This window comes from Nostoc sp. NMS7 (genome assembly GCF_017115085.1).
Lineage (GTDB): Bacteria > Cyanobacteriota > Cyanobacteriia > Cyanobacteriales > Nostocaceae > Nostoc.
In genome coordinates, this window is sequence record NZ_JABXKJ010000247.1 from 135,615 (window position 1) to 160,553 (window position 24,939).

The 24,939-nt window shown below is 41.7% G+C and carries 26 protein-coding genes and 1 pseudogene; 16 read left to right on the forward strand and 11 right to left on the reverse strand.

From position 1 onward, the window contains the following. Positions 1-45: 45 nt before the first annotated feature. Together acnB and HWQ38_RS34730 are read right to left on the reverse strand one after the other, a co-directional pair. Positions 46-2,676, reverse strand: a complete 2,631-nt coding sequence (gene acnB / locus HWQ38_RS34725; protein ID WP_292803292.1) for a bifunctional aconitate hydratase 2/2-methylisocitrate dehydratase — start codon at positions 2,674-2,676, stop codon at positions 46-48. A 349-nt stretch (positions 2,677-3,025) separates the two neighbouring features. Next, the gene (locus HWQ38_RS34730; RefSeq protein ID WP_292803202.1) at positions 3,026-3,916 is read right to left on the reverse strand and encodes a DUF4351 domain-containing protein; all 891 of its coding nucleotides are present in this window, start codon (positions 3,914-3,916) and stop codon (positions 3,026-3,028) included. 616 nt (positions 3,917-4,532) lie between these two features. Here HWQ38_RS34730 and HWQ38_RS34735 point away from each other — a divergent pair. The 6 genes from HWQ38_RS34735 (at position 4,533) to HWQ38_RS34760 (ending at position 9,775) form a co-directional block, all read left to right on the forward strand. Then, positions 4,533-4,712, forward strand: coding sequence for a hypothetical protein (locus tag HWQ38_RS34735; protein ID WP_292803205.1), 180 nt, complete (start codon positions 4,533-4,535; stop codon positions 4,710-4,712). A gap of 459 nt (positions 4,713-5,171) precedes the next feature. Continuing rightward, a complete protein-coding gene (locus HWQ38_RS34740; protein WP_292803208.1) occupies positions 5,172-5,489 on the forward strand; it encodes a 2Fe-2S iron-sulfur cluster-binding protein in 318 nt (105 codons plus the stop codon). Positions 5,490-5,741: 252 nt separating this feature from the next. Beyond that, positions 5,742-5,921, forward strand: a complete 180-nt coding sequence (locus HWQ38_RS34745) for a hypothetical protein (RefSeq protein ID WP_292803211.1) — start codon at positions 5,742-5,744, stop codon at positions 5,919-5,921. A 184-nt stretch (positions 5,922-6,105) separates the two neighbouring features. After that, a complete protein-coding gene (locus HWQ38_RS34750; protein ID WP_292803214.1) occupies positions 6,106-7,710 on the forward strand; it encodes a hypothetical protein in 1,605 nt (534 codons plus the stop codon). A 73-nt stretch (positions 7,711-7,783) separates the two neighbouring features. Further along, positions 7,784-8,866 (forward strand): DUF3326 domain-containing protein, encoded by a 1,083-nt coding sequence (locus tag HWQ38_RS34755; protein WP_292803217.1) that lies wholly within the window; start codon positions 7,784-7,786, stop codon positions 8,864-8,866. A gap of 312 nt (positions 8,867-9,178) precedes the next feature. Further along, positions 9,179-9,775, forward strand: a complete 597-nt coding sequence (locus HWQ38_RS34760) for a CPBP family intramembrane glutamic endopeptidase (protein WP_292803220.1) — start codon at positions 9,179-9,181, stop codon at positions 9,773-9,775. Positions 9,776-10,096: 321 nt separating this feature from the next. Here HWQ38_RS34760 and HWQ38_RS34765 read toward each other — a convergent pair whose 3' ends face one another. Then, positions 10,097-10,483, reverse strand: coding sequence for a hypothetical protein (locus tag HWQ38_RS34765; RefSeq protein ID WP_292803223.1), 387 nt, complete (start codon positions 10,481-10,483; stop codon positions 10,097-10,099). Positions 10,484-10,919: 436 nt separating this feature from the next. Continuing rightward, positions 10,920-11,564, reverse strand: a complete 645-nt coding sequence (gene purN / locus HWQ38_RS34770) for a phosphoribosylglycinamide formyltransferase (protein WP_292803225.1) — start codon at positions 11,562-11,564, stop codon at positions 10,920-10,922. Between the two features lie 620 nt (positions 11,565-12,184). Between purN and HWQ38_RS34775 the strand changes: the two are divergent. The 3 genes and pseudogenes from HWQ38_RS34775 to HWQ38_RS34785 form a co-directional block, all read left to right on the forward strand. Beyond that, positions 12,185-13,009: pseudogene (locus HWQ38_RS34775) on the forward strand (formylglycine-generating enzyme family protein); the annotation flags it as partial. A gap of 125 nt (positions 13,010-13,134) precedes the next feature. Next, positions 13,135-13,371 carry a hypothetical protein gene (locus tag HWQ38_RS34780; RefSeq protein WP_366933376.1) on the forward strand — a complete coding sequence of 79 codons (237 nt, stop codon included), beginning with the start codon at positions 13,135-13,137 and terminating at the stop codon, positions 13,369-13,371. A gap of 4 nt (positions 13,372-13,375) precedes the next feature. Next, complete coding sequence (locus tag HWQ38_RS34785) at positions 13,376-13,861, forward strand: DUF3368 domain-containing protein (RefSeq protein WP_292803227.1); 486 nt, start codon at positions 13,376-13,378, stop codon at positions 13,859-13,861. 87 nt (positions 13,862-13,948) lie between these two features. Here the strand turns inward: HWQ38_RS34785 and HWQ38_RS34790 are convergent, their stop codons facing one another. Continuing rightward, positions 13,949-14,224, reverse strand: coding sequence for a BrnA antitoxin family protein (locus HWQ38_RS34790; RefSeq protein ID WP_292803229.1), 276 nt, complete (start codon positions 14,222-14,224; stop codon positions 13,949-13,951). Further along, the gene (locus HWQ38_RS34795) at positions 14,187-14,501 is read right to left on the reverse strand and encodes a BrnT family toxin (protein WP_292803231.1); all 315 of its coding nucleotides are present in this window, start codon (positions 14,499-14,501) and stop codon (positions 14,187-14,189) included. The genes HWQ38_RS34790 and HWQ38_RS34795 overlap by 38 nt, the downstream gene beginning before the upstream one ends. A 97-nt stretch (positions 14,502-14,598) precedes the next feature. Between HWQ38_RS34795 and HWQ38_RS34800 the strand changes: the two genes are divergently transcribed. The 3 genes from HWQ38_RS34800 to HWQ38_RS34810 all read left to right on the forward strand — a co-directional run bounded on the left by HWQ38_RS34800 (position 14,599) and on the right by HWQ38_RS34810 (position 16,189). Beyond that, positions 14,599-14,823: a CopG family transcriptional regulator gene (locus tag HWQ38_RS34800; protein ID WP_292803234.1), complete on the forward strand. Its 225-nt coding sequence runs from the start codon at positions 14,599-14,601 to the stop codon at positions 14,821-14,823. Further along, positions 14,810-15,148: a type II toxin-antitoxin system PemK/MazF family toxin gene (locus HWQ38_RS34805; RefSeq protein WP_292803237.1), complete on the forward strand. Its 339-nt coding sequence runs from the start codon at positions 14,810-14,812 to the stop codon at positions 15,146-15,148. Before HWQ38_RS34800 ends, HWQ38_RS34805 begins: the two co-directional genes overlap by 14 nt. A 159-nt stretch (positions 15,149-15,307) precedes the next feature. After that, complete coding sequence (locus HWQ38_RS34810; RefSeq protein WP_292803239.1) at positions 15,308-16,189, forward strand: carbohydrate ABC transporter permease; 882 nt, start codon at positions 15,308-15,310, stop codon at positions 16,187-16,189. 14 nt (positions 16,190-16,203) lie between these two features. Here HWQ38_RS34810 and HWQ38_RS34815 read toward each other — a convergent pair whose 3' ends face one another. Continuing rightward, entirely contained in the window at positions 16,204-16,770 is a 567-nt protein-coding gene (locus HWQ38_RS34815) for a thermonuclease family protein (RefSeq protein WP_292803242.1), read from the reverse strand. A gap of 186 nt (positions 16,771-16,956) precedes the next feature. Here HWQ38_RS34815 and HWQ38_RS34820 point away from each other — a divergent pair, with 186 nt between their 5' ends. Continuing rightward, positions 16,957-17,700 carry a ferritin-like domain-containing protein gene (locus HWQ38_RS34820; RefSeq protein WP_292803245.1) on the forward strand — a complete coding sequence of 248 codons (744 nt, stop codon included), beginning with the start codon at positions 16,957-16,959 and terminating at the stop codon, positions 17,698-17,700. 287 nt (positions 17,701-17,987) lie between these two features. On the opposite strand, the gene HWQ38_RS34825 is transcribed toward HWQ38_RS34820, so the two are convergent. Beyond that, positions 17,988-19,124 carry a GNAT family N-acetyltransferase gene (locus HWQ38_RS34825; protein WP_292803249.1) on the reverse strand — a complete coding sequence of 379 codons (1,137 nt, stop codon included), beginning with the start codon at positions 19,122-19,124 and terminating at the stop codon, positions 17,988-17,990. 282 nt (positions 19,125-19,406) lie between these two features. Between HWQ38_RS34825 and HWQ38_RS34830 the strand changes: the two genes are divergently transcribed. Further along, positions 19,407-21,500 carry a TonB-dependent receptor gene (locus HWQ38_RS34830; protein WP_292803254.1) on the forward strand — a complete coding sequence of 698 codons (2,094 nt, stop codon included), beginning with the start codon at positions 19,407-19,409 and terminating at the stop codon, positions 21,498-21,500. Positions 21,501-21,684: 184 nt separating this feature from the next. Beyond that, on the forward strand, positions 21,685-21,981 hold the full coding sequence (locus HWQ38_RS34835) for a hypothetical protein (protein ID WP_292803257.1): 297 nt from the start codon (positions 21,685-21,687) through the stop codon (positions 21,979-21,981). Positions 21,982-22,125: 144 nt separating this feature from the next. Here HWQ38_RS34835 and HWQ38_RS34840 read toward each other — a convergent pair whose 3' ends face one another. From HWQ38_RS34840 to HWQ38_RS34850, 3 genes are all read right to left on the reverse strand, one after another. After that, positions 22,126-22,674: a GIY-YIG nuclease family protein gene (locus tag HWQ38_RS34840; RefSeq protein WP_292803260.1), complete on the reverse strand. Its 549-nt coding sequence runs from the start codon at positions 22,672-22,674 to the stop codon at positions 22,126-22,128. Positions 22,675-22,746: 72 nt separating this feature from the next. Further along, positions 22,747-23,076, reverse strand: coding sequence for a hypothetical protein (locus HWQ38_RS34845; RefSeq protein ID WP_292803262.1), 330 nt, complete (start codon positions 23,074-23,076; stop codon positions 22,747-22,749). 602 nt (positions 23,077-23,678) lie between these two features. Beyond that, positions 23,679-23,879 carry a hypothetical protein gene (locus HWQ38_RS34850; protein ID WP_292803265.1) on the reverse strand — a complete coding sequence of 67 codons (201 nt, stop codon included), beginning with the start codon at positions 23,877-23,879 and terminating at the stop codon, positions 23,679-23,681. A gap of 311 nt (positions 23,880-24,190) precedes the next feature. Between HWQ38_RS34850 and HWQ38_RS34855 the strand changes: the two genes are divergently transcribed. Further along, positions 24,191-24,742 (forward strand): GNAT family N-acetyltransferase, encoded by a 552-nt coding sequence (locus tag HWQ38_RS34855; RefSeq protein WP_292803268.1) that lies wholly within the window; start codon positions 24,191-24,193, stop codon positions 24,740-24,742. The last annotated feature ends 197 nt before the right edge of the window (positions 24,743-24,939 follow it).

Here is a 24,939-nt window from a genome sequence, read left to right on the forward strand (position 1 = left end):
TGGAAACGCTAAATATTAGGTGGGCATAACACCCACCTAATTAAACTATACCAACAAAGCCTGCTCCTCCTTAGAAATCACGCGCCCTTCATCCTCAAAACCGAGGATTTGATCAAAGTTCAAATACTGATACAAATCTTCTGCAAAAGGATGAATTCTACTCGCCACAATATCCAAATATTCCTGCACTGTGGGAAGCCGTCCCAGCAGCGCACAAACTGCGGCTAATTCTGCTGAACCAAGATACACTCGCGCATCTTTACCCATGCGATTATTGAAGTTACGGGTAGAGGTAGAAAACACTGTTGTCCCATCAGCAACTCGCGCCTGATTTCCCATGCACAAGCTGCATCCTGGTATTTCTGTTCTAGCACCCGCAGCCCCAAAAATGCTGTATACACCTTCTTCTTTAAGTTGGTGTTCATCCATGCGGGTTGGTGGTGAAATCCACAGGCGAGTTTTCACTTCACCGGCACCTTCCAAAACTTTCGCTGTTGCCCGATAATGACCGATATTCGTCATACATGAACCGACGAATACTTCTTGCACTGGATCATTAGCAACTTCCGATAATAATTTAACATTATCGGGGTCATTGGGAGCAGCAACAATTGGTTCTTTGATTTCGTTCAAATCGATTTCAATTATTTCGGCATACTCCGCATCGGCATCACCTTCTAATAACACGGTATTTGCTAACCATTCTTCCATCTTGGCCACACGGCGCAACATGGTACGCGGATCATGATAGCCTCGTGCTATCATGTTTTTCAGCAGTGCGACATTAGAACGCAGATATTCAGAAATTGTTTCTACACTCAGCTTAATTGTGCATCCAGCACAAGAACGTTCGGCGCTAGCATCAGTGAGTTCAAAGGCTTGTTCCACTTTTAAATCTGGTAAACCTTCTATTTCCAGAATTCGCCCGGAGAAGACATTTTTCTTGTTCTGCTTCTCTGCTGTCAGCAAACCTTTTTGAATTGCCACGTAGGGAATGGCATTCACGACATCCCGCAGGGTGATACCTGGTTGCAATTCACCTTTAAATCTTACTAATACTGACTCTGGCATATCTAAAGGCATGACACCCAAAGCTGCTGCAAACGCCACTAATCCCGAACCGGCGGGGAAGGAAATACCTAAGGGGAAGCGGGTGTGAGAGTCGCCGCCAGTTCCTACGGTGTCGGGTAGCAGCATCCGGTTTAACCAAGAGTGGATGATACCATCACCGGGGCGGAGGGCGACACCGCCACGAGAAGCAAAGAAATCGGGGAGTTCGTGATGGGTTTGGATGTCAACTGGTTTGGGATAAGCTGCTGTGTGGCAGAAACTTTGTATCACTAAGTCTGCACTGAAACCAAGACAGGCGAGTTCTTTCAATTCGTCGCGGGTCATGGGGCCTGTGGTATCCTGGGAACCAACGGTTGTAATGATGGGTTCGCAGGATGTGTTGGGACGCACACCAGGTAATCCGCAAGCTTTACCTACCATTTTCTGCGCCAGGGTGTAGCCTTTGCCTGTATCAAAGGCTTGCTGGGGACGGGTAAAAACTGTGCTGGGTTCTAAACCAAGTGCAAGACGAGTTTTGTCGGTGAGGGTACGTCCGATAAGTAAGGGGATACGTCCACCGGCGCGAACTTCATCGAAGATGGTATCAGGTTTGAGGGCAAAGGTGGAAATGACTTCGCCTGCTTCGTTTGTGATTTCGCCTTTGTAGGGATGGATGGTAATTACCATGCCGGTTTCGAGTTTGCTGACATCGCACTGGATAGGCAAAGCACCGGCATCTTCTGCTGTATTAAAGAAGATAGGCGCGATCGCACCACCTAAAACATAACCCCCAGCGCGTTTGTTTGGCACAAAAGGGATATTATTTCCTGTATGCCACAATACGGAGTTGATGGCAGATTTACGCGAGGAACCTGTACCAACTACATCCCCCACGTAAGCTACAGGATGCCCTTTTTCCTTCAGTTCGGCAATAGTTGCCAAGCTTCCCGGTTGCCGTGACTCTAACATCACTAAGGCGTGTAAGGGAATATCTGGGCGAGTTGTGGCGCTTTGGGCGGGGGATAAATCGTCGGTATTGGTTTCGCCAGGAACTTTAAAAACGGTGACAGTAATCGCTTCTCTTACTGTGGGACGAAGGGTAAACCATTCAGCTTCCGCCCAAGAGTCAATCACCCGCTTGGCGAAAGGATTGGTTTTAGACAACTCCAAAACATCGTGGAAGGCATCGTACACCAAGAGGATTTTGCTTAAGGCGTTAGCGGCGTAGGCGGCGATGGGTTCTTTTCCTTGTCCGCCCATTACTAAAGGTGTTTCAGATGAGTCTGAGAGGGATACGGTAGGCCATTGCAGCAAATCGATTAAAGATTGCACGTTGTAACCGCCTATCATCGTCCCTAACAATTGCACCGCTTCTATGCGCGAAACCAACGGACTGGTGATTTCCTTTTTGGCAATGGCGGTGAGAAATCCAGCTTTGACATAAGCTGCTGGATCAACACCAGGAGAAACGCGATCGCTCAATAGATGTAATAATATCTCCTCTTGACCCTTTGGCGGATTTTTCAGTAATTCACATAATTCTGAGGTTTGCTTTGCATCCAATGGTAAGGGGGGAATTCCCAGTGCTGCTCTTTCAGCAAGGTGTTTACGATATTGTTCCAGCATTCTTATGTTCTCCATTGGGATTTTCTCCCTTTAATTATGAAATATTTTTAGGCAATACTTGGCTATAAAAGTTTAGCTTACTTTTATTACTGGAAGCCTTACTGGTAATCGGTTATTAGCAAGGTTTTTTTTATACTGAAGGTATAGTTTTCGTGAAGCGAATATATTTACAATTTGATAGAATACGAGCAGCACTAAACTGGGTTGCTGTAGAATCCGAGTTGGTTATAAATTATTTAATCTGCTATGGCGGTTATTAGTTGAGTAGGTACAGAACCCCACCCCCCGCTCTTCGAGAGGGGGCTATGATGTAACTTATTTAATTAGCAAAAGCTAGAATGATTTATCCTTATTGTTGGTTTAACCAAGTTTCTAAATCAGCGACGCTAGAAAAGTCTAGTAGTGCCTCTCCTAAATTTTCTAATTGTTCAATCGATAAACCTTGAACTCGCAGGGTTAATGATGCATCAATATTACCAATACGGCGATTGAGTAGACGCACTATTAAGTCTTGTTCTCCCTTTTGCCTTCCCTCTTCTTTGGCTTGTTCTCTGTCTCTTTGATAAAGTGGTTCTAATCGCATAATTAACTCCCGATCATCTGCTTCTAATTCTTGATTTACTCTCAAATTTTCGCGCAAGTTGTAAACTAATTCAAGAGTTGCTTTCTGGTATGGATGATCTAATGGTAACGCTTGCAACTCGATAATTGCTTGTGACTGCACATTTCCCCTTCCTAAAAGCCTTAACCATAATGTTTCTGGTGTTTGCGGTAGTTGGTGTATCGCCACAATTGCTGTTCGCAAAGCATCTGGCAGAAAATGGACTCCCGATAACCAACCTGCTTTTTGCATAGTTCCAAAGTTAGACAATCTAGCTTCAGATATGGTTGGAGTCAGAATCCACAATTTGGGAATTTCTGAATCCTGAAGTTTGGTTTTATTTGCCTTTGCTTCTCGTCGCAAGAGAGCCTTTATTTCTAATAATTTGAGAATACAGTCGCAGATTTCATCGGTAGAAGCTGGATTGCGGAAGGGTTCTATAATCGCAGGATGTTCAGCAAATCTTCCTAACAAACCCAGTATTTGTAAATTAGAGCTTTGCTGTTTAGCAGGAGTGAATAAAACATCTATTTCTTTAATCTCTCCTGAGACTTTTTCTGATGCTTTGACTTCACCGTAATCTTTTAGTAGTTCTTCTAGATAGTCTTTGGCAAATTTATCATGTATAAAACGGGTCATTCAATTTTAAAATTGCGGAAGTTCTGGGTTAATGCAAAGTCTTATTATATAGCACGCTTAATGTTGTAATTTTAAGCCTTAAGGTTCTAGCTTTAAGGGTTAATGTTATGACCTTAAGGCTTAATGGTGTAACCTTAAGAGTCAACATTGTAACATTGATGACCAAAGTCTGTTGGTGAAGGCAATCATCGCTACATAGTGTATATTGTTGATTTACAGCGATCGCAGGGTTTGAAAAGATTGCAATATGGAAGTTTCACCAAAGGAGATCAGAAGTTATTTAAGCTCATAGTTAAAGTCCGTTAAAACTGATATCTTGCATCAGTTCCAACAACCGCCTCAGAATTCATTCTGAGGCTAATAGCTAAAGTCTTCTAAAGAAGACTGAGCAAAAGTTTGAGTCCACTAAGCGTGGAGTTGAGCTATCAGCCCAGAACTTGAGTTCTGGGCGGGCGATGGTGCTAATTGAGAATGGTGCAAGATGTCAGTTAAAACGGACTATAACCTTTTCTTAGTCGTCTTTAGACGAATGAGTGCTATTAGACTGGTGAATTCATTCTGAGGCGGACTAGATGACAATTATTGTATATTTAGTGCAATAATGCTATAGCTTTTCATGGCTCGCCCAAAACGTAATTTACAATCAGGTTTCTGCGATCACATCACGACTCGCTGCAATAACTGCGAATTTCGTCTAACGCGTTTAGAATGCCGTGAAGTTAAGGCAGACTTACAGATACAGTCTCTAAGGAAACGCGATGCCTACGGCGGGCTACGCCTACGCGCATATTTATAGTAAGCAAATTTAACTAATTTATTTGTGTATTGTATAGTAAATAATGTTACTAATCTATAACTTGTTCAGAATTAGTTGCTATAGTTACCGCTCTTTAACCTAAATTTTTATATAGGAATCATATTTGATTTCTGAAAAAATCTCGGTAGTCTTGTAGTGGACTGTCTAGTCCAAAATGTTGCAAAAAAATTGTAGGTTGGGGAGCCACTGCGTTGCGCGGGTTTCCCGCGTTGTAGCAAGTGGCGTTGGAGGCTTTGCGTAACCCAACATCCTGATAATCAGTTGGGTTGCGCTTTGCTCCACCCAACCTACGTCTACGTCTAATGCACTATTTTAGCTTAGAGGGTTCACTACGTGTATTTCAAAAATCAAATACTAGTCCTATAGTAACATCTAGATATTTTTCACTAATTCAGATAAACTAATAAGTTTGTCCGTTGCATCACGCTTGTTTTGTATATGCCCAAAATTTACACCGTAGAAATTGATCACCAAGGCAAAACTCATACCTTGCAAGTTTCTGAAAATGAAACGATCTTATCAGTTGCCGATGCTGCTGGTTTGGAACTGCCGAGTTCTTGTAATGCAGGTGTTTGCACAACTTGCGCCGGTCAAATAAGCGAGGGAACTGTGGATCAAACTGATGGTATGGGCGTTAGTCCTGATTTGCAAAAGCAAGGTTACGTATTACTTTGTATTGCTAAACCCCTTTCTGATTTGAAAATTCAGACAGAAAAGGAAGACATAGTTTATCAGCTACAATTTGGTAAAGACTAATAATCAGCGAACAGTTATAGCGGTTATCGGTTGAGTGAGCTACAAGAACCCCACCCCCAACCCCCTCCCCGCAAGCGAGGAGGGGACTATGATGTAAATATGATTAGGAAACGCTATATCAGTATATCGGATGATTATTCATAACTGAATAACTGTTCGGTGAAAAGTTCTAAACCTGATAAATAATATTAGTCTTTCCTAGCAACTGATATCAGTTATTCTAGAAACTACAAGTCAACAGGATTTACCGAGATGACGACTCATTTTATTACCGCAGAAATTGATTTACAAGAAACTCCCGCAGAATTACTAAAAGCAATTGAAACAGAGTTGAACAAAGAGGGGGAACCCCTTCGTTGGGCAATTACTTCTGTGGACGTTGACCAACAAAAAGCTACAGTTGAAGCTGTGGTAACTACAGTTAAGAATTAGGAGTTGGGAGTTGGGAGTTGATGGCTTCTGATTTAGATAACGGCTAGTACAGCACGGCGGAAATAAGCAGACCATTAAAAGCTAGGAAAATTTGATTGATTGCAAGGGTTAAAAGTGGTATATGTATTTACGCCGCACGGTACTAGTTAGTTACTAACATGAGTTGCTTTATAACTGATTTAGCATGAAATACGAGTTTTTGTGGCGTTTTTTCCTCGGTAGTGTGCTGGTATTAGGCATATTTTTCCGTTTTACTCACCTTGAGGATAAAGTGTACTGGTATGATGAAGCCATAACATCTCTGCGAGTTTCTGGTTATACCGAAGAAGAAGTTGCTCAACACTTTTCTGAAAAGTCAGTAGTTAGTGTAACGGAACTCCAGCGATATCAGCACCCTGATGGAACAAGAACCGTTATTGATGTAGCCGCAAGCCTCGCAAAGGAAGATCCGCAGCATCCGCCGCTATACTACGGTTTGCTACATTTTTGGTTCCATAGTATTGGTAGTTCAGTAGCATTAGCTAGGTTGTTACCTGCGCTCCTTAGCCTGATAGCATTCCCATGCACTTATTGGCTGTGTCAAGAGCTATTTGTTGAAACAGGGATTTTCGCTGACAAGTTGCCTATATGGTTAACGATAGGACTAATTGCTGTCTCGCCATTTCATGTGCTTTACTCTCAGGAGTCGAGAGAATACAGCCTATGGACTGGAACTACTTTACTTTCAACCGCAGCTTTACTGTGGGCAATACGACTAAAAACTAGAACTAGCTGGGGTATTTATACACTTACCCTGGTAATAAACCTTTATACGTTTCTTCTGGCTGGACTGGTGGCGAGCGCTCATGGTCTTTATGTCATGCTTATCTATGGGTTTCGCCAGCGAAAGATTCTTAAAGCTTACGTTGTAGCATCTCTACTAGGTTTTATGATTTTTCTTCCTTGGGCTTTGATTCTGATCATTAATCAATCTCAAGCAAAGAAAGACCTCGATTGGACATTCATATACCATCTGAAAAACTCAGAACTAATGGATATCTGGATTCAGCACCTTGGTCGGATCTTTTTTGATCTTAATCAAGAACCCTGGGATTTTTATGTGCATCAAGTGTTGTTAGTCTTGGTTGTATATGCTTTTTATTGCCTCTGTCGTCAAACACCCATATCAGTTTGGTTATTGATTATCCTTCTGACTGGCGTTAGCACACTGCCTTTAATGGTGCCAGATTTGATTTTCGGAGGAATGCGTTCCACAATCGCACGATACATGATTCCTAGTTTATTAGGAGTGGAATTAGCTATTGCTTACTTGCTAGGAAGAAATTTAGCTAATCCTTCGTTAAAATCTTGGCATCAAAAATTTTGGCAATTACTCTTAGTTATCTTAGTTTCGGGAAGTATCTTGTCCTGTGCTGTCAGCAATCAAGCAACAATTTGGTATAACAAAGGCCATAATGGCGAAAATATAGCTGTTGGAAAAATTGTTAATCAGACAACTCATCCTCTTTTAATTAGCGATGCAGAAGTAGGTCATATTTTATCTTTAAGCCATTCACTTAACCCCAATGTACAAATTCTCCTTCAACCTTCCAACACATTTAAAGTTTATCTGCCAACAGCAAAAGAATTAGAGCGCTTTAGCGATGTTTTTCTATACCGCTATCGTCCTCATAAGGACTGGCTTAAGGAATTAGCAAAACAGCAAAATTATAAATTTGAACCTCTTGTATTTGGATTTGCTAAATTCTCAAAAGACCAACCTGTGCTTTGGAGAGTTATTCCTATTTAAAAAAAACTAGAGCGGCAAAGCTAGCTAAAGGATGGATCTCAGGTAAGCTATCAAGCACAGGAAATAACTTAAGATGAATCGTCCATACACCGCTATTTTAATTGTACCAACTGGCGTTGGGGCTGCCATTGGGGGTTATGCAGGTGATGCTTTACCTGTTGCCAAAGTTATAGCACAGGTTTGCGATCGCCTAATTACTCACCCCAATGTCCTTAATGGCGCTTCTTTATACTGGAATCTCCCAAACGCTTTCTATGTTGAAGGTTACGGGCTTGACAAATTCGCCTCTGGATGCTGGGGTTTACGTCCAGTTCGCACGAATAAAGTAGGTTTGCTTTTAGACCAAGCGATTGAGCCAGAGTTGCGACTACGACAGATACAAGCCGCAGATGCAGTCAGAGCAACGCTGGGATTGACTCTAACAGATTATATAATTACAGATGCACCATTAAATGTAGAATTGCGGACTACAGCATCGGGAGCTAGTTGGGGAACAATTGGCAACCCGGATAGCTTGTTAAGGGCAGCTAAGATATTAATTAAAAAAGCGGGGGCTGAAGCGATCGCAGTTGTTGCCCGTTTCCCAGATGATATAGACTCAGAAGCAGTACAAAAATACCGCCACGGTGAAGGCGTTGATCCTTTAGCGGGTGCAGAAGCTGTAATTAGTCATTTGCTAGTGCGAAACTTTCAAATTCCTTGCGCCCATTCTCCTGCCCTTTTGAGCGAACCTCCACAACCTAATTTATCTCCGCGTTCCGCCGCCGAAGAATTGGGCTATACCTTTTTGCCGTGCGTCCTTGTCGGATTAAGTCATGCTCCACAATTTATAGTAGAGAAAAGACTGATTGCATCAGAGCAACAAGATATTTGGGCAGATCAAGTGGATGCTGCGATCGCACCTGCAACTGCTTGTGGTAGCAGCGCCTTACTAAGTTTAAGCCAAAGACGATGCCAAATAATTACAGTAGAAGAAAATAAAACTCTGATAAAAGTTCCTTCCCAACCGTTAGGGATGAAAGCTATACAAGTAAACTCATATTTAGAAGCAGTGGGTGTATTAGTAGCACACAAGGCAGGCATTAATCCCGCAGCTCTGGGTCCCAAATTATTACCTTTGCAGTCAGTAGTTAGAAGTTTGGAGAGAGGCGATTAATCGCGTCTGTACAGGAGTTTGGAGAGAGGCGATTAATCGCGTCTGTACAGAAGTTTGGAGAGACGCGATTAATCGCGTCTGTACAGGAGTTTGGAGGCAGGAGTTAAAAGTTAGAATTCATATTATAGTGCTTTTGGGTTGAGTCCAATACAGACCTAACAAGAACAGCCCCTTCCCTACTAGCGTTGGGGAGTAGAGTAAGATTCAAAGCCTCAGAGTGTATTGCATACAAACTAGAACCGCTATAATTTCCTGAATTACAGCTAAACATCATTCTCCCTACTCCCCACTCCTCACTCCCGTTAAAAACCCGTGGTTGAACAACACAAGCAAGAGCCAGAAATTCCATCAATGACGCGCATCCAAGTACTTGGGGCGATGGGAGTAACTGCAATCATTTTGTTGATAGTCGCTAAAGTGTCATTGCACTTTGGCAACTTTTCCCTATTTTCTTGGAACTTGAACCAAAGAGAGTTCCTGTTGGGTGTAGGGTTGGGATTTGTCATCACCGCGTTAAGTGGCTTAACTTATCGCCTTTGGACTGGCTATCGAAAAAGTGCAGATTATTACCTACAAGTGGTACTGAAACCTTTAGCTTTACCAGATTTAATTTGGCTAGGGTTGCTACCGGGGTTGAGTGAAGAATTATTATTTAGAGGTGTGATGCTGCCAGCTTTAGGCTCTGATTATACAGCTGTAATTGTATCCAGTCTTTGCTTTGGCATCTTGCATTTTAGCGGTTCCCAACAATGGCCTTATGTGATTTGGGCAACAATTGTCGGGATGATATTCGCATCTAGTGCCCTGGTGACGGGCAACTTATTAGTGCCGATTGTCGCTCACATTATTACCAATTGGATTTCTAGCTATTTCTGGAAAATGTCCCAATTGGCGGCAATTAAAAAATAAATTGTCTCCTTAAGAGTCTCTGACTGTTAATGCCTATAGGAGGCTGCCGCCTCCCTGACTCGCGGCAGAGCCACAATGAGGTGCAACGAGGTTTTCAAAGGGTTTTGGCTTACAGCAGTTTTTATGTATTTGAACCACATCTGTCGTAGGGGCACAGCATGCTGTGCCCCTACCGCGTGGTCTATTTACCTGAAAATAGTTGTAAGTTGACACCTATGAGCTTTTTCTGTATCCCTACCATCTGTTGCATCCATAGACGCGTTGCGGCTTAAGGTAGGGTATGAGAACTGCTATATCAAACCATAGATGAAATTACCTGCTTTAAGCACTCTGAATAGACTCTTGCTGTGCAAGATTTTTTAAGCGGGTTAACCTGCTTTTGCGAATACGTTCACTTTTGCGAACACCACCTGCCATTTCATATTCGTAGCTGTCTTTGCCGTATCTAAAGCCAACTCCCATGAGCATCTTCTCAGAGAAATTGCCTAAGCTTTGTTCTAATTCTTCAATCTCTGTTTTGGAAGAGTCAATAACGCTTAAAGCAGTGTTATGAGCATCTATCTTGATGCGTAACTGATCAATTAATTGTATCATGTTTTTTAAGTTACAAGCATCCCCAAGATCCAGATTAAGATCAATTGCTCTAAGTCCAGAGGTTCTTAACTCAGCTTTTTCTAGAACGCGGGATGTACGTTTTTTCCGAGACATAAATTTACTTATTTGTGAAGTTTCTATAGCTACTATGCTCTACTGAAGCTAGATTTGGGTTCAGCATAATCCACAAATCATTCTACTTGTGATCAAATAATTCCTAGTAAATTCTCGCAATTTCCTTGATATAATAATGCAATTTGCTTGGGGAAAAATCTAAGTATATCTAGAGTGTGTTAACAAACTGTAATCCAACGCCAGTTCCTACAACTTCAGTTCTCTAGCTTCTGATCTAATCACAGATGAAACATTTATAACCACAGCTTAAGTAGTGGTAGCGACAAATGAAGGATTTATAACCACAGCTTAAGTTTTTCTTATAACAAATCAAGTTGTTGTAACCATAGCTAAATCATTCATAACTACAGCTAAAGCTGTGGTCACGACAGCTTTAGTTTTTCTTATAACAGGTTGCCTATTGATCACGACAGCTTCAAATTTTAAAACGACAAGCTGCTAGAGCGATCGCTAGTGGTAAAATTCGATGTTCCTGAATTTGAATCCGGGCGTGGAGTGTTTCTGCTGTATCATCCGGCAGTACTGGTACTGCGGCTTGGATCAATATTGGGCCACTGTCCATTTCTAAACAAGCGATATGGGCTGTACAACCAGTGATTTTTACCCCAGATGCCAAGGCTTGTTCTACAGCATGGATTCCTTTGAAACTAGGTAACAAACTCGGATGGATATTAATAATCGTCTCAGGAAAGGCATCAATTAAAACTGAAGTTACTAGTCGCATCCAGCCTGCCATAATCACCCAATCTACATCGTACTGCCGCAATGTCTGCACAATTTTCTCATCAAACTCTTCTCGGCTTTTATAGTTGCGGTGATTCAATAAAACAGACTTTACCCCCCTATTGGCTGCTTTGACGGCTGCTTTCGCCGAGGGGTTATTGTAAATTAAAACTTGAATTTGGGCATTTAGCTGTCCATCTTGGATAGCTTGGGCAACTACATCAAAATTGCTGCCATTCCCAGAAGCCATAATTCCCAGTTTTAAAGGGGCGACTTGTTGGCGATCGCTAATGCTGGGAGAAACCAAGCTAAGGGTAGAATCAGGGCAAAGAGTCATAACAGCTAAGAGGAAAAATTATCGATGGGAAAAATATCTAGTAAGTCGTGGTTGGATAATGATACAGTAGACCTCTTGCATAAATCAAAAATAAGAAAGAACCCCACCCCGCCAAAGCTACGCTTTGTCTCCCCTCCCCGCTTGCGGGGAGGGGTGTTAGGGACTTTTGCAAGAAGTCTAGTAGCTGCCTGGATTTTTATCACATAAATAGGTAATATTCTAAAATTTGAGCTGTACGACTAAAGCAGCAGGAGGCAGAGAAACAACGGCAGCAAGAGGAAGCAGAATATCGCCAAAAATTACAGCAGTATGAGCAGGAATTAATTAAAACAATTAAAGCAGGAAATTTCCTTGAGAGTGATGATGTTCGGCAGAGGTTAAGGCAATTTCAACGGACTCTAGGACTTAAACAAACGGACATTACTGCAATTGAAACTAGAGTTGTAGCAAGCCAAGAATTGATTAAATCTCCGATTCAGCAGCCAAGTTCTGCTCAACCCACTCAACCGGCTCAAGAGCGAATAACCCGACAAAAGTTTTTAAAGTGGGCTGGCTTGGGAGGTGTAGGTTTGGTGACAGCAGTAGTAGGTCGTGAAATGTTTAAGGGTCAATCACCAACACTTGATTCTTTTAAGTTTGAAACGGTAACGGTAGATAAAAAGGGACAGGTAATTAAACGAGATCCTAACAAGCAAGCTAAGTTCTTTAAGGAGGACTTAGGCAATGGCATAACCTTAGATATGGTTGAGATTCTTGGAGGCTCTTTTAATATGGGTTCGCCACCCAATGAAAATGGTCAAACCAAATATGAAGAACCACAGCACACTGTAAATATGCCTGCTTTTTTTATGGGCAAGTTTGAAGTGACTCAGGAACAGTACCAGCAAATAATGGGTAGCAATCCGTCCACCTTCAAGGGAGCAAAACGTCCTGTAGAGCAAGTGTCGTGGAATAATGCAGTAGACTTTTGCAACAAGCTGAGTCAAAAGACTGGGCGTAAATATCGCCTACCTAGTGAAGCAGAGTGGGAATATGCCTGTCGTGCAGGAACAACAACACCATTTCACTTCGGCGAGACGATTACGACTGAGTTAGCTAACTATGATGGGAATTACACCTACGCTTCTGCACCAAAAGGAAAATCTCGTCAAGAAACAACAGAAGTAGGAAGTTTTCCGCCCAACGCCTTTGGATTATACGATATGCACGGGAATGTCTGGGAGTGGTGTCAAGATACTTGGCATGACAGCTATAAAGGAGCGCCTAGTAATGGAAGTGCATGGATAGATAATAATCAATATCAAGTGCTGCGGGGCGGTTCCTGGGTCAACAATCCTAAGAACTGCCGTTCCGCGTCCCGCGACGTCGACGGTGGGGCGGGGCGCGACTTCCACGAGGGCGATGTTGGTTTTCGTGTTGTCTGCGCGGTTGGGAGGACTCTTTAGCCCTTTATACTTTAGCTCTCTTGCCCTCTGCCCTTCTTTCCTTTACCCTTTTTGAGTGTAGCGAAGCGGAACGATCTAATTTTTTTCAAAAATAGGACTTACAAAAACTCCAAATAGAGATAATTATGAACCAAGAGCTTACCCAAGCGATCGCCTCAGAAGTTCAACTATTCCACAGCATCGAACAGAAAGAAAATTTTCTCTTTTTACTTGGTGCTTTACTTGCTAAAGTAATCAGCCTTCAAAAAGCCGCAGAAGTTATGCAACTGGAGCCAGCAGAATTCCTCAAAATTCTAGACCTTATGGGAATTGAATTTTCTTACATTTCTGAAGAAGATGTTGCTTTGGAAAAAAGCTGGTAAATGAATGCAAATTGTTCTCAATTCATCACCACTGATTTTTCTTGCTAAACTAAGCTACCTAAATCAATTCATTGAATATCCTGATGATTTCTACATTCCTGAATCTGTTGCTGAGGAAATTAGCGCTAAGTCAGATTCAGCTAGCCAAACCATTAAAACGCTAATCAACACTGGTAAACTTCAAGTTCGCACATCCAGCCTTATAAGCCTCCTCAACAGCTTAAATCAACGATTGGGTAAAGGAGAATCCGAAGCGATCGCTTTAGGGATTGAGTTGAATGCAGATTATATTTTGTTAGATGACTCGACAGCTAGAAGAGAAGCTAAAAGACTTGGTTTGAGTATCAAAGGAACGTTAGCCGTTATCAAAAAGATAAACGAAGATGGTAAAATTAATATTGAGAGTCTGGATAGTCTTTACCAACAGATTATTGAAATTGAGTTTAGGGTTAAGCGATCTTTATTTGATCAAATCTTTTCTGAAGATTGAGTGTGACAACTAGCTCATCTATGAACCAAGAGCTTGCTCAAGCGAGCGCCTCAGAAGTTCAGCTATTCCACAGTATCGATTTACTGACTATCGATGAGCTTCCATATATGCTCGGAGTAAAGTATTGATTTGGGTTTGATAACCCCGTCCTTGCGACTTAAACCACTTTAATACATCGCTGTCAATGCGTAACGTCACCTGTGCTTTATTTTTTGCCGCAGGTAAACCCCGTTTAACTGTAGTCTTGGCAAACAGTTCTGGTGTAATTTCCGGGCAATCTGATAAATCAATGTCTTCATCGCTCATAGCATCAAGCCGTTGCCAATCAGTCTGAGAGTTGCTCGAAATAGATTCGTTGCTCATATTTGGTTGCCTTTCTTGCAGAAATAATGCGGGTTAAATCATCACGATCTGTATGGACAACAGCAACGACTCGCCCTTGCAACAAGCCAAACGTGACGAAACGCTGCTCTGTGTAGCTGTAGCGATCGTCTTCAACCGTCACCGTGTCTCCATCAAATACTGCTAAGATATCGATAAAATCGATTCCGTGCTTGCGAAGATTAGTAAGACGTTTTGCTTCATCCCATTCAAACTCCATCACCGAAACACAGCTACGTTTACCTGATTGTAACGACAAATTGTAGTTACAGCCATTTAGCCAAACGGATCTGCTGGGCTTTGAGATTAAGCTAGCATATTAGTACGAATTATTTTTACTACTAATTGGTAGGAAGATGAATGTAGAAAAACTCTCTATTTCCTTGCCACATTCCTTAGTGGAGTTTGTCGAAAATTACAAGCGGAATAAAGGATGTAAATCTTGTTCTCAAGTAATTGAAGAAGCATTAGAATTGCTGCGAAACCGAGAATTAGAGGCAGCTTACCGAGAAGCGTCTGCTGAAGTTGACAACGATTGGGATGTGACAGTGGCAGATGGTTTAACAGATGAAACGTGGTGATATTTATTACGCAAATCTTAGTCCGGTGATGGGTTCAGAAATGGGTAAACGTCGTCCAGTGTTAATTGTCAGTAATAATGTAAATAATAGTGCTGGTTCCACTGTGACAATTTTACCGCTTACTTCTAATGTGAGCCGTGTTTATCCCTTTGAAGTTTTGCTTAATCCAGAGGTTAGTGGTTTAACGAAGCCTTCTAAAGTACAGGCACAGCAAGTGCGAACAATTTCTAAGCAACGAATTACTGGTGAAGTATTAAATAGTTTAAATGAAGATATGATGGTACTAATTGATGGGGCATTGAAATTACATCTGGGATTGGTTTGAGTTTCACGAACCGGGAAAATATACACTTGATCAAGTATGTGCAAAACTTAGTTTAAGTAAAAACTCCAACTAGAGATAATTATGAACCAAGAGCTTACCCAAGCTAAGGGTAGAATCAGGGCAAAGAGTCATAACAGCTAAGAGGAAAAATTATAATAGATGCGAAAAATATATAGTAAGTCGTGGTTGGATAATGATACAGTAGCGGCCTGGATTTTTCTCGCACCAGCACTAATTTTGCTGGGCGTTTTTATCATTTGGCCGATCGCCTATTTGTTTTACCTCAGTTTCACTGCTGGTAGTTTCACATTAAAAGGTACTTATTGGATAGGCTTAAAAAACTATTGGCGCTTGCTACTCAACCCCGACTTCTGGCAAGTTCTGGGTAACACCTTTTATTTTACTGTTGCCACGATCATTCCCAGTTTAGTTATCTCTTTGGGATTGGCAGTGCTATTAAACCGCTCGATTCCCTTACGGGGAATCCTGCGAAGTGCCTATTTTCTGCCTTCAATTATCTCACTTGTGGCAGCCGGTTTGGGATTTCGCTGGCTGTTTCAAACATCAGGGCCAGTTAACGGACTTTTAGATTTTTTTGGCATTCCAAGCATATCCTGGCTAGGAGACACATTTTGGGCAATGCCAATACTTATTTTAATGAGTATTTGGAAACAATTAGGTTTCAATATGGTGGTTTTTTTAGCAGGGTTGCAAGCAATTCCTCCGAGTCGTTATGAAGCAGCCGATTTAGATGGAGCAAATGCTTGGCAACAATTTTGGTATATTACTCTGCCGGGATTGCGCCCGACTGTGATATTTGCAATCATCACTACCGCGATTTTTACATTACGGAGTTTTGAGCAAGTTTATGTGATGACGGGTGGTGGACCATTGAATTCGACTAACTTGCTAGTTTACTACATTTATCAAGAGGCTTTTGGTCAATTTGATTTTGGTTATGCAGCAGCAGCCGCAACGGTGTTACTAGCTGTGACGCTGGTATTAGTGTATTTGCAATTGCAAACTTGGGGAGAAGAGTAGGAGTTTTCAAGTTTCTACTTCTTATATAGGCTGCGATATTCCCAAGGATTCACAAATTTAGTATCACTCCAAACACCAAGCCGTTGTTGCTTCGCTTCAACTTCGGCTTGTTGAACTAAGTTTTTACTAGGACACTTGTTTAAATAAGGACGATAGACTTTTGCTAAACCTTCTTGCAACAATACCTGTTGGACAAAAGTGCCATTTTTTAAACGGACTTCGGCAATTTTGCGTCCATAGCGATCGCTATCAGTGATATTCAAAGTCACGCGATCGCCTCCTTGTTGCACTAGTTCTTGCACCCGTTCTCGTGCTTTTATACCCCAAGTAAATTGATTGCGATCGCTAGCGCTTTTACTCTGCTTTTCTTTCTTAGTGTGAGCTATTTCTGGCGCATCTATACAAGCAAAGCGCACACTAAAATTTTTGCCATCAGCATCTTTAACTACTAAAGTATCGCCATCACTCACTCGCTCAACCGCGTCTCCAGAAGTAGCGACAAAGCGCTCACAGCCGATCAACCCCAAAATTATGATAGTTGCACAAAGCCAAAATCGCACTGGTTTAGTTAATTTCTCCATCCAAACTTACCTGCATTACCTCTGTGGGATGATACTAGCAAAATGCCAAGATGTTTTTGTTAACCCTTTACATACTGCCACAGGCAATTCCAAATTCCAAATAGTAAGACCCTCTGGTAGCAACCGAAGATAAAAAGCAGATTAGTATAAGAATTGTAACCTTCTAATTGTCGGCGGGAATTTCTGATGAACTTCTTGACTCACGTTCTGCATCTAGCTGGTTCTGGTGTCTTTGCCTATTACTCTGCTGCTCAAATTCGTGATTCTAAAACCCGCCCTAACATCCTTGCGGGGTTTCAGTTGGCTGAATCTGGCTCTGTGCCATTTTTATCTGCACTTGGCGATCGCGCAGCCGCCGAAGGTGACACATGGCTAGCTGAAAAACTAGCAAAACATGCATCAGATGAAACTAGGCATGGTCAAATTTTTGCCCACGCCTTACAAAAGGTGAATAAACAAGTTATAGATTTCAAGCGTCAACCCCAAACTACATCCACAAACAAAGCACAACAGCGTAGTCCCTTTTTTGCAGCGTTCTTTGAGGGCTACACTCAAGAACAGCTTAAACCTGCTGTGATTGATTGGGATGTGTTTATGGCTAGCACATACATTCTGGAGTTAGATGCTAGCAAAGACTTTGCGCGAATGGCGAAAGTATTACCCGATCACGATCCAACCGCTCGTAACTTGAAGTTAGGAATGCTTTGTATTGCCGAAGATGAAACTGGACATGCTGCTTATCTCTACGAAGCAATGATGCGACGGATGTCTGCAAATAAAGTGCAAACACTCGTAGATATGTGGCGAACTCGCAAGGTGAACGCTTTGTTGGCAATGATTGGCGGTATCCTCCAGCGAAATGGTGAAACGCGATCGCTAGTCCAGGATAGTGCGCCGTCGGAAACCGGTTCTGAGTTGATCGCTACGTAATTATAGATATCTTGAGTATCTAATGATCAACTACCCCTGGCTAACGAAAGTTTCAGCCAGGGGGAAACCCCCAGGGACTGCCTCACCGCAACGCACTGGCTTCTCTGCGTCCTCTGTGGTAGCCTGCGGCAAGCCGCTTCTCTACGAGACGCTCCGCGAATGCGTCTACGATTTTCCGTTGCTTGTGCGTAAGTCAGGGTAATTACAGCTATTTTCAGGTAAATAGACCACGCGGTAGGTGTATTGCATACAGAGGAAAACTCCTAACTCCCCACTCCCCACTCCCCTTAAAAGAAATCAGCCATCCAAGGAGAGCTACCTGCAAAGATTTGCGTAGCTCCTAAAATAGCTGTTTCTGTACCATTCAGTTTTCCCACTTGTTGCAAATGGTAGGGGGTAAACAAACTTGTATACAATGGTGCCAATTCCCGGATATCTAGCTGCAACTCACCCTTTCCGCCTTTTGTGACTTTACCGCGTCCATTGGCGACAGAAAGAATAAATTTACCATTATTTCCAGTTAGCAAATTATCTTGAATTTCTAAGTGCAGTTCAGCTTGGATTCCCGGTGGATAACCCCGCGCCTCTAGCGCCTTGACTACATCTATTACCCGCAGCAGCCAACGACTCTCACGCCATATCTTGGCAGTTTGCTCTGGTAGTAGCAATGTCAGGGAATCAATCGCTGAACTATTCCATCTTACTTGGTGAATTTGAAAGCGATGATTTGCTAGAAAAGACCAGAAGGTTTGTGCAGCAGCAAGTGTGCGGAGTACCCAATCTTTTACCCAGAGGATTTCACCATCCTCTGTTCGCTCTTGAGTAAAGATGATGTAGCCTTGAGGTTGATCTTTAGTACCAATAAAATAGGCATAGACTATTTCCTTCTCATCTGGTTGGATTAAGCGCTCCCAGATTGCTGGATGTCGGTCTAAATATCCAGGCGTTTGTCTCGCCTGCTGCTGATATAGTTGATGAAAGACTTGATGATTAATCGGAACTACCGGTTCTAGAGGTAGAGGTTGCTCCCGCACTTGGATATTCCTGGTAGCAACTTCCCAAATACACCAGCTACCTCCCTGTTCGTACTCAAGTTTTCGGTACAGGCTTTGAACGGCTGGATAAAGAGCGGAAATTGCTACGCCCCTAGCATAAAGTTCTTTGAGGGTGTGCTGCATGAGAGCGATCGCAGCTCCCGAACCACGATATTCTGGAGCAATACCTACTACGGCAATTCCTGTCATTGGTACACGCACACCACCCCACCACTGACCCATATCCAAAGTTGCCAATCCCCCAGCTACTTGCTGCAATTTATGGATTATGCGGAAATTTTCTACGCCAATCAGATTGATGTAAGCTTCCTCGCCACCAAGTCCGCTGATAAAACATTGCTCAAGGATATATCTTAATTGTTTTCTCACAACTAACCTGGCTTCAACTAAAGTTTGTCCATGATGGCTAATTGTGACGGATTAAACCTGATTTGAGTGCCCGATGAGTGCAAGCATTATTTTGCTAATGTAATATTAATTACAGCAGTTTTCATGTATTTGAACCACATCTGTCGTAGGTTTAACCCATAGTGAATTGACCAACAGTCTCATCTGAACTGGAGAAATATGACAGCGTGTCTTTTGACATGATTTTACTATTAGAGCAACAATCTTACGTAGTGACTATTTTTACTGGCTGTGAAAGAGAACGTGAAAAAGAATTTTTTGTTACTAAAAGTTGCTTTACCGAGTTTATTGATATCGTTTCCTAGCTTTGCTGCTGAGAGTGAAATTAAGCAGATAAATACTGATAAATCAACCAAAGTCATTTCAGCTATTCCGAGTTTGAGTGAAATCGAGCTACCCACCACTAATGCCGAATTATTAACTCAACAATTGACACCGAGTCAAATTAATCCAAAGAATCAGCCAGAAACAGAGCAAACTCCGAGCGATGAGCCAGACATTTCCATAGAAGCGATCGGAGAACCAGACAACCTACCTCAATCTACTCCAACTTACGTAATTGATCAAGAAGAAATTCAAAAGCAGGGCGCTACAAGTTTAGCCGATATTTTGAAAAGAATGCCTGGTTTTGCGATCAATGATGTAGGTCATGGTGCAGATACTCACACAGGTACATACTATCGGGGAGCCTCAATCAATCAATCTGTATTTTTGATTAATGGCAGACCAATTAACAATAATGTCAACACTTATCATGGTGGAACTGACTTAAATAGTATCCCCGTAGAGGCTATTGAACGAGTGGAATTATATAGTGGCACAGCCTCCGCATTGTATGGTTCATCAGCCTTTGGGGGAGTTGTGAATATCATCACCAAAGAAGGTTATGGCAAACCTAAATTGAGCGCTAGTGCAGAATTTGGCTCATTGAGTTTAAATAATCAACAGGTGAGCTATGGTGGTTCATCTGATAATGTCAAGTATAACTTCAGCTTTGAGAGATTGTTTACAGATAACCGTTACCGCGTCCCCGTAGGTGCCGCAAATCGTGATAATCAGGGGTTTTTATCAAATGCAGACACAGCTACAAGTACCTACTTTGGTAGCATTGGAGTAGATTTAGATAAAAAAAATTCTTTGAATTTAGATGTTACTAAACTCAGTAGTCGTCGCGGCTTAATTTATTTTGGGTTCCCTCTCCAAAGAGATAGATTAGATCACGATGGTTTAAACGTTGGCTTATCTTGGAAAACTCGGCTAGGTAATGGGGAAAGCTCTAATCTGACAACCTCAATTGGTTATAACCAAGATTATTTCAGCACCTATGGTCCTACAGGAGCATTTTACCGTACAGGAGCTTTAGATACACAACAACTTACAGCCAGGGTAGAGCATGAGTGGAAAGTTACTTCTAATAATAAATTGCGTTGGGGATTAGATTTGAAAAACACCGACTTAACCGGTGATGTTTTGAGTACAAATCCTACTAGTATTGCCAAAAACGGAACTGAAGATAGGAGTTTGTTCAATACAGCTTTATTTGCTGTGAATACTTGGAATATTGGCGAGAATTTTCTGATAGATTTAGGGCTAAGGCAAACCTTTGATAGCCAGTTTGGAAATTATCTTAACCCTAGTGTTGGGTTACGTTATGCCGTCACACCGATAGTAGCAGTGCGGGGAAGTTGGGCAGGGGGACAACGCAATCCTGGGTTAGATCAGTTGTATATTTATGATACAGTTCATGGTTGGGACCCTAATCCTGATTTAAGACCGGAAACTGGCTCTACTTGGAGCGCGGGGGTAGATGTCAATTTTTCGGAAAATCTGATTGGACAGTTTACTTACTTTGGTAGTAGTATAGGCGATCGCTTGGGAGTTATCGCCGGAAAATGGGCAAACATTGGGCTAGTAGATACCAATGGTTTAGAGGCAGCTTTGCAATTAAAAATTGCGGCTGGCTGGTCAACTTTCCTCAACTATACTTATACAGATTCCCAAATAAAAACAGGCTCAGAAAAAGGTTTACAGTTGGGTTTGATTCCCTATTCTGTACTTCAAACTGGTGTGGGTTATCAAAATACAGGTTGGCAAGCTAACTTATATGTTACTTATAATAGTGGCGCTCGTAGATCCATCTTTGCTAACCCTGGTGACAAGCCTACAGATTTTGCACCGTCTTTTGTGAATTTAGATTTAAGCGGTCGTATACCTCTAACTAGCAATTTAGGACTAACAGTTTATTTAGAAAATTTACTCGGTGAACAATATGAACGAGTTAATCGCATATATAGCCCTGGATTCACTTTTCGTCTGGGTTTAAGCGCCAATTTTTAGGTATTAAATGTAGAGATTTTGTGATTGCAAAGTCTCTATATTATTGGGATAAATAGTATTGTTTGAGATTCTGGAAACAGTTTTTTGGTAAAGACGACGCACCACCATACAAGATGGTGCGTTAAGCTTTAGCCGTAATCCGCCCTACTTAAGATTTACTTTTAATCTAAAATCCCAAATTGCTATGAGAGCCAAAATAGAAAATAAAATACTTTTTATCCACCACGAAGATTTGCCAGAGTTTAAGAAAGGTGGCTCTGTAGTGAGAAATTCATATTTCTGGGCGCTACGTTCAATTGCCGGTAAAGCTTCGCGTTATCGTGATTGGGAATACGAACCGGAGGTTTGGCTAGCACTTTCGAGAATGCTTTTGTCCTTTGCTGAATCTGGCTATTTGGGTTATAGAGAAACCTTGCTAGAGTTTCCCTTATCTCAAGGGGAAATTCCTAATTTGCTACGAGATGCCTCCACTTGGGAGTAGGGATGCATAGCTGTTGGGGTTAGGAAAACCCTTGATTTTGGATTAATCCACGGAGGTAAAGCAAGGCAATATGTTTGGTTAACGATAATAGTAAGTTGGGTTGAACGAAGTAAAACCCAACAAGAGTTTTTCCTATAACTACCTTCATTTCAAATCTAGTAAACCTTCTTCTTTCAATTTAGGATTGAAGCGAATTTGCATTTGCAAACCACGCACCTCTAGCAATTGGGTTGAAATTTCTGCTTCTACTCTCCGTGCCACATTTTTAATAATTTTTATCTGTGCTAATTCATCATTAGCTGGATTTTGATAATTTGCCTGTTCTTCAGGTGTCATTATCACTTTCACATCAATGGGATGAGTCCATTTTTCCTTATTATCTCCATTTCCCCAAGGCACACTGCCATTTTCCGCAATCCAAGCATTTTCAGTATTTTCTAAAATTGTGCGACTAGGACGTTCAATAGTTTGAACTTTCACCCAATAGCATTGCTGTGGCTGACGGACTAAATGCTGCTTCAGGCTGAGATAAACATCACGGGAGTATCCGACAAATTGAAGTATTTTTTCTTGGTCAAAGATAGCATATACCCCGATTTTACTCTGAAATTGTTCGGGTAATTGACCGCGATCGTCAATGTAAGGAATGTATTCTAGAGATGCCAAAGAAGAGAAATTCGTTTCAAGAGCCATACATCAAATATCAAACTTACTATTTACCTTCAGAATTGAGAATTGCTAATTAGAAAAAAATTATCTTCAAAATTATCCCCTACCAAATTTTTGGTAAATTGCACAAAGGCGACTGGGTTTAAAAATCTTAGCACTAAACATGAAATTTGGTGGGACGTTGATGATCGCATATTCATCAGATTCATGATATTTTTCAAATTCTGCTGGCATTCCTTTAGTGGTAGTTAAGCTGTAAGGAACTGGTTGGAAAAGTAATTCTGTAAATTTAATTTGCTCACACTGCAACTGTTGACAAATTTGGTTTAAGAAAGCAACGCTTGTCAATAAATCGAATAGAGTTTCTTGAGCTTGTGCTTCAAGAGTGAAACTGCTATCAAAGTTCTGGACGATTTTAAGGGGCATTTTCTGTATAGGTAGTTATTAAGGATTAAGTGATCAGAGAAAATAGATAACATATTGCACATGGTCATCAAAAACTGCTAGTCAACGAAGACTACCTTTTTATGCAGATGAGCTTTGGAAAAAATCACCACTTTCAGATCAGCAGACCTCTTGCAAAAGTCCCTAACACCCCACCCCCAGCCCCTAAGAGCAGGCTCTTAGGGGAGAATTTGACGTAAGTCAAAGGCGGGGTGGGGTTCTTTTTTTGATTTATGCAAGAAGTCTACCCTATTGGATTGTAGGACTTCTGTTAGCCACACGAGGAAGCTGTCATGATTAAGAATCGTGAAGTTTAGCAGATTTTCAGAGGTAGGCGATTTCTGCTTAACGCTATGCTGACAAACTCCAGATATAACGCCATCATCCGAAAGCGATGCCTACGGACAGATGTTGGCTAACGCACTTACCACACCAGCCCCCACCTCTCTAAAAATGATTTTCACACAACAAAAATGAGTGGATAATCGTGATCTCAACCACAACTCTCCACTCAAAGTTTACTAAATCCGGGTTATTAGAAAAAGCGTAATTAGATTATTGAAATTTGAGAAAATTCAAATCAATTAACGTGACTCAGTTCCCTGATTAGGGCTACCTGCTACAGGATCTTCGCCTGGTGCTTCTGGTGTAGCAGTGGTTTTAGCATTACTCTGTTCAGCATCACCAGTTTTGCGGATCTCTTCGTCGATGGGGGTTTGGTAGCCACCAGAAGCACTAGGCGTACTTTCTTGATTATTAGGTTTTTGTTTTTCTTGTTCAGCCATGATTACATCCCTAATCATTTATTCTTGGGATTATTTTAAGAAAATTTGGGGTTTGAGTGTATCTATCCAGAATCTAGTTATGGTTGATTCGCTCCTCTATCGGAAGTATTGTTTCTTACTACTCATGTATGCTGACAAAAATCCCTAAATATGGAATTTGTTAAGTTGAAAACGCTTGCTGTGGTTAAGGGAGAACTTGGAACGGGTTTGATGTCGAAGTTGCTTTATTGATAGTTGACAGGAAATGGCAAATGAGGTAAGTGAATAATATGGTGTGATGATTGTGAGATATAACTATCAAAGTATAATTCATGAACCAGAGCAATCTATCGTTACCATCTGGATGTGTCCTTCGCAAGGCAAGCTTGGCGGATCAGTGGTCGATTCGATTGCTGGTATTCTCAGCGAAACTCGACCCAACCCAATTAAACTGGCGGCAATTTTGGGTAATTGAATGCGATGCCCTTCTCTACGAGACGCTGCGCGAACGACAGGCTCAGGGTAAGACCTACGGCGGGCAAAGCCTACGCAATCTGGTAGCTTGTGGACAGCTACGCAATTTCTCAGGGGCACAAGAACTTGGTAGTTTGGTGGTTGCATCAGCTTGGAGAGGTCGCGGTTTGGCTACTTTGCTAACGCAGCATTTGATTAAGACAGCAACACAGCCACTTTATCTGGAATGTTTAGGTCAGCGACTGGCGCAGTTTTACAGTCGCTTTGGTTTTGTGCCAATATCTTTTGAAGACTTGCCACAATTTCCTCAGACAAGTGGCTTATCTACGCTCAAGGGAAAATTTAGATTCTCGCAATTGGCTAAAAGGCTGCTTAGAGTTCCTGTAGTGTTCATGGAATATCAAGGTTAGTTAGGTTTTTGTCTTAAGTTGTTTTAGAATGAACGCAATCAGCAATTGCTCCAGCGTACTCAGCCGTAGATGTCGCTGAAATAGCAAATGATGTCGCCGAAATAGCAAATGATGTCGCCGATGTTATGATATTGGTCAATTCCTTGATAACCACTATCATGTAGACCTTGTGTTTTGGGATGAAAATGAATCCCACT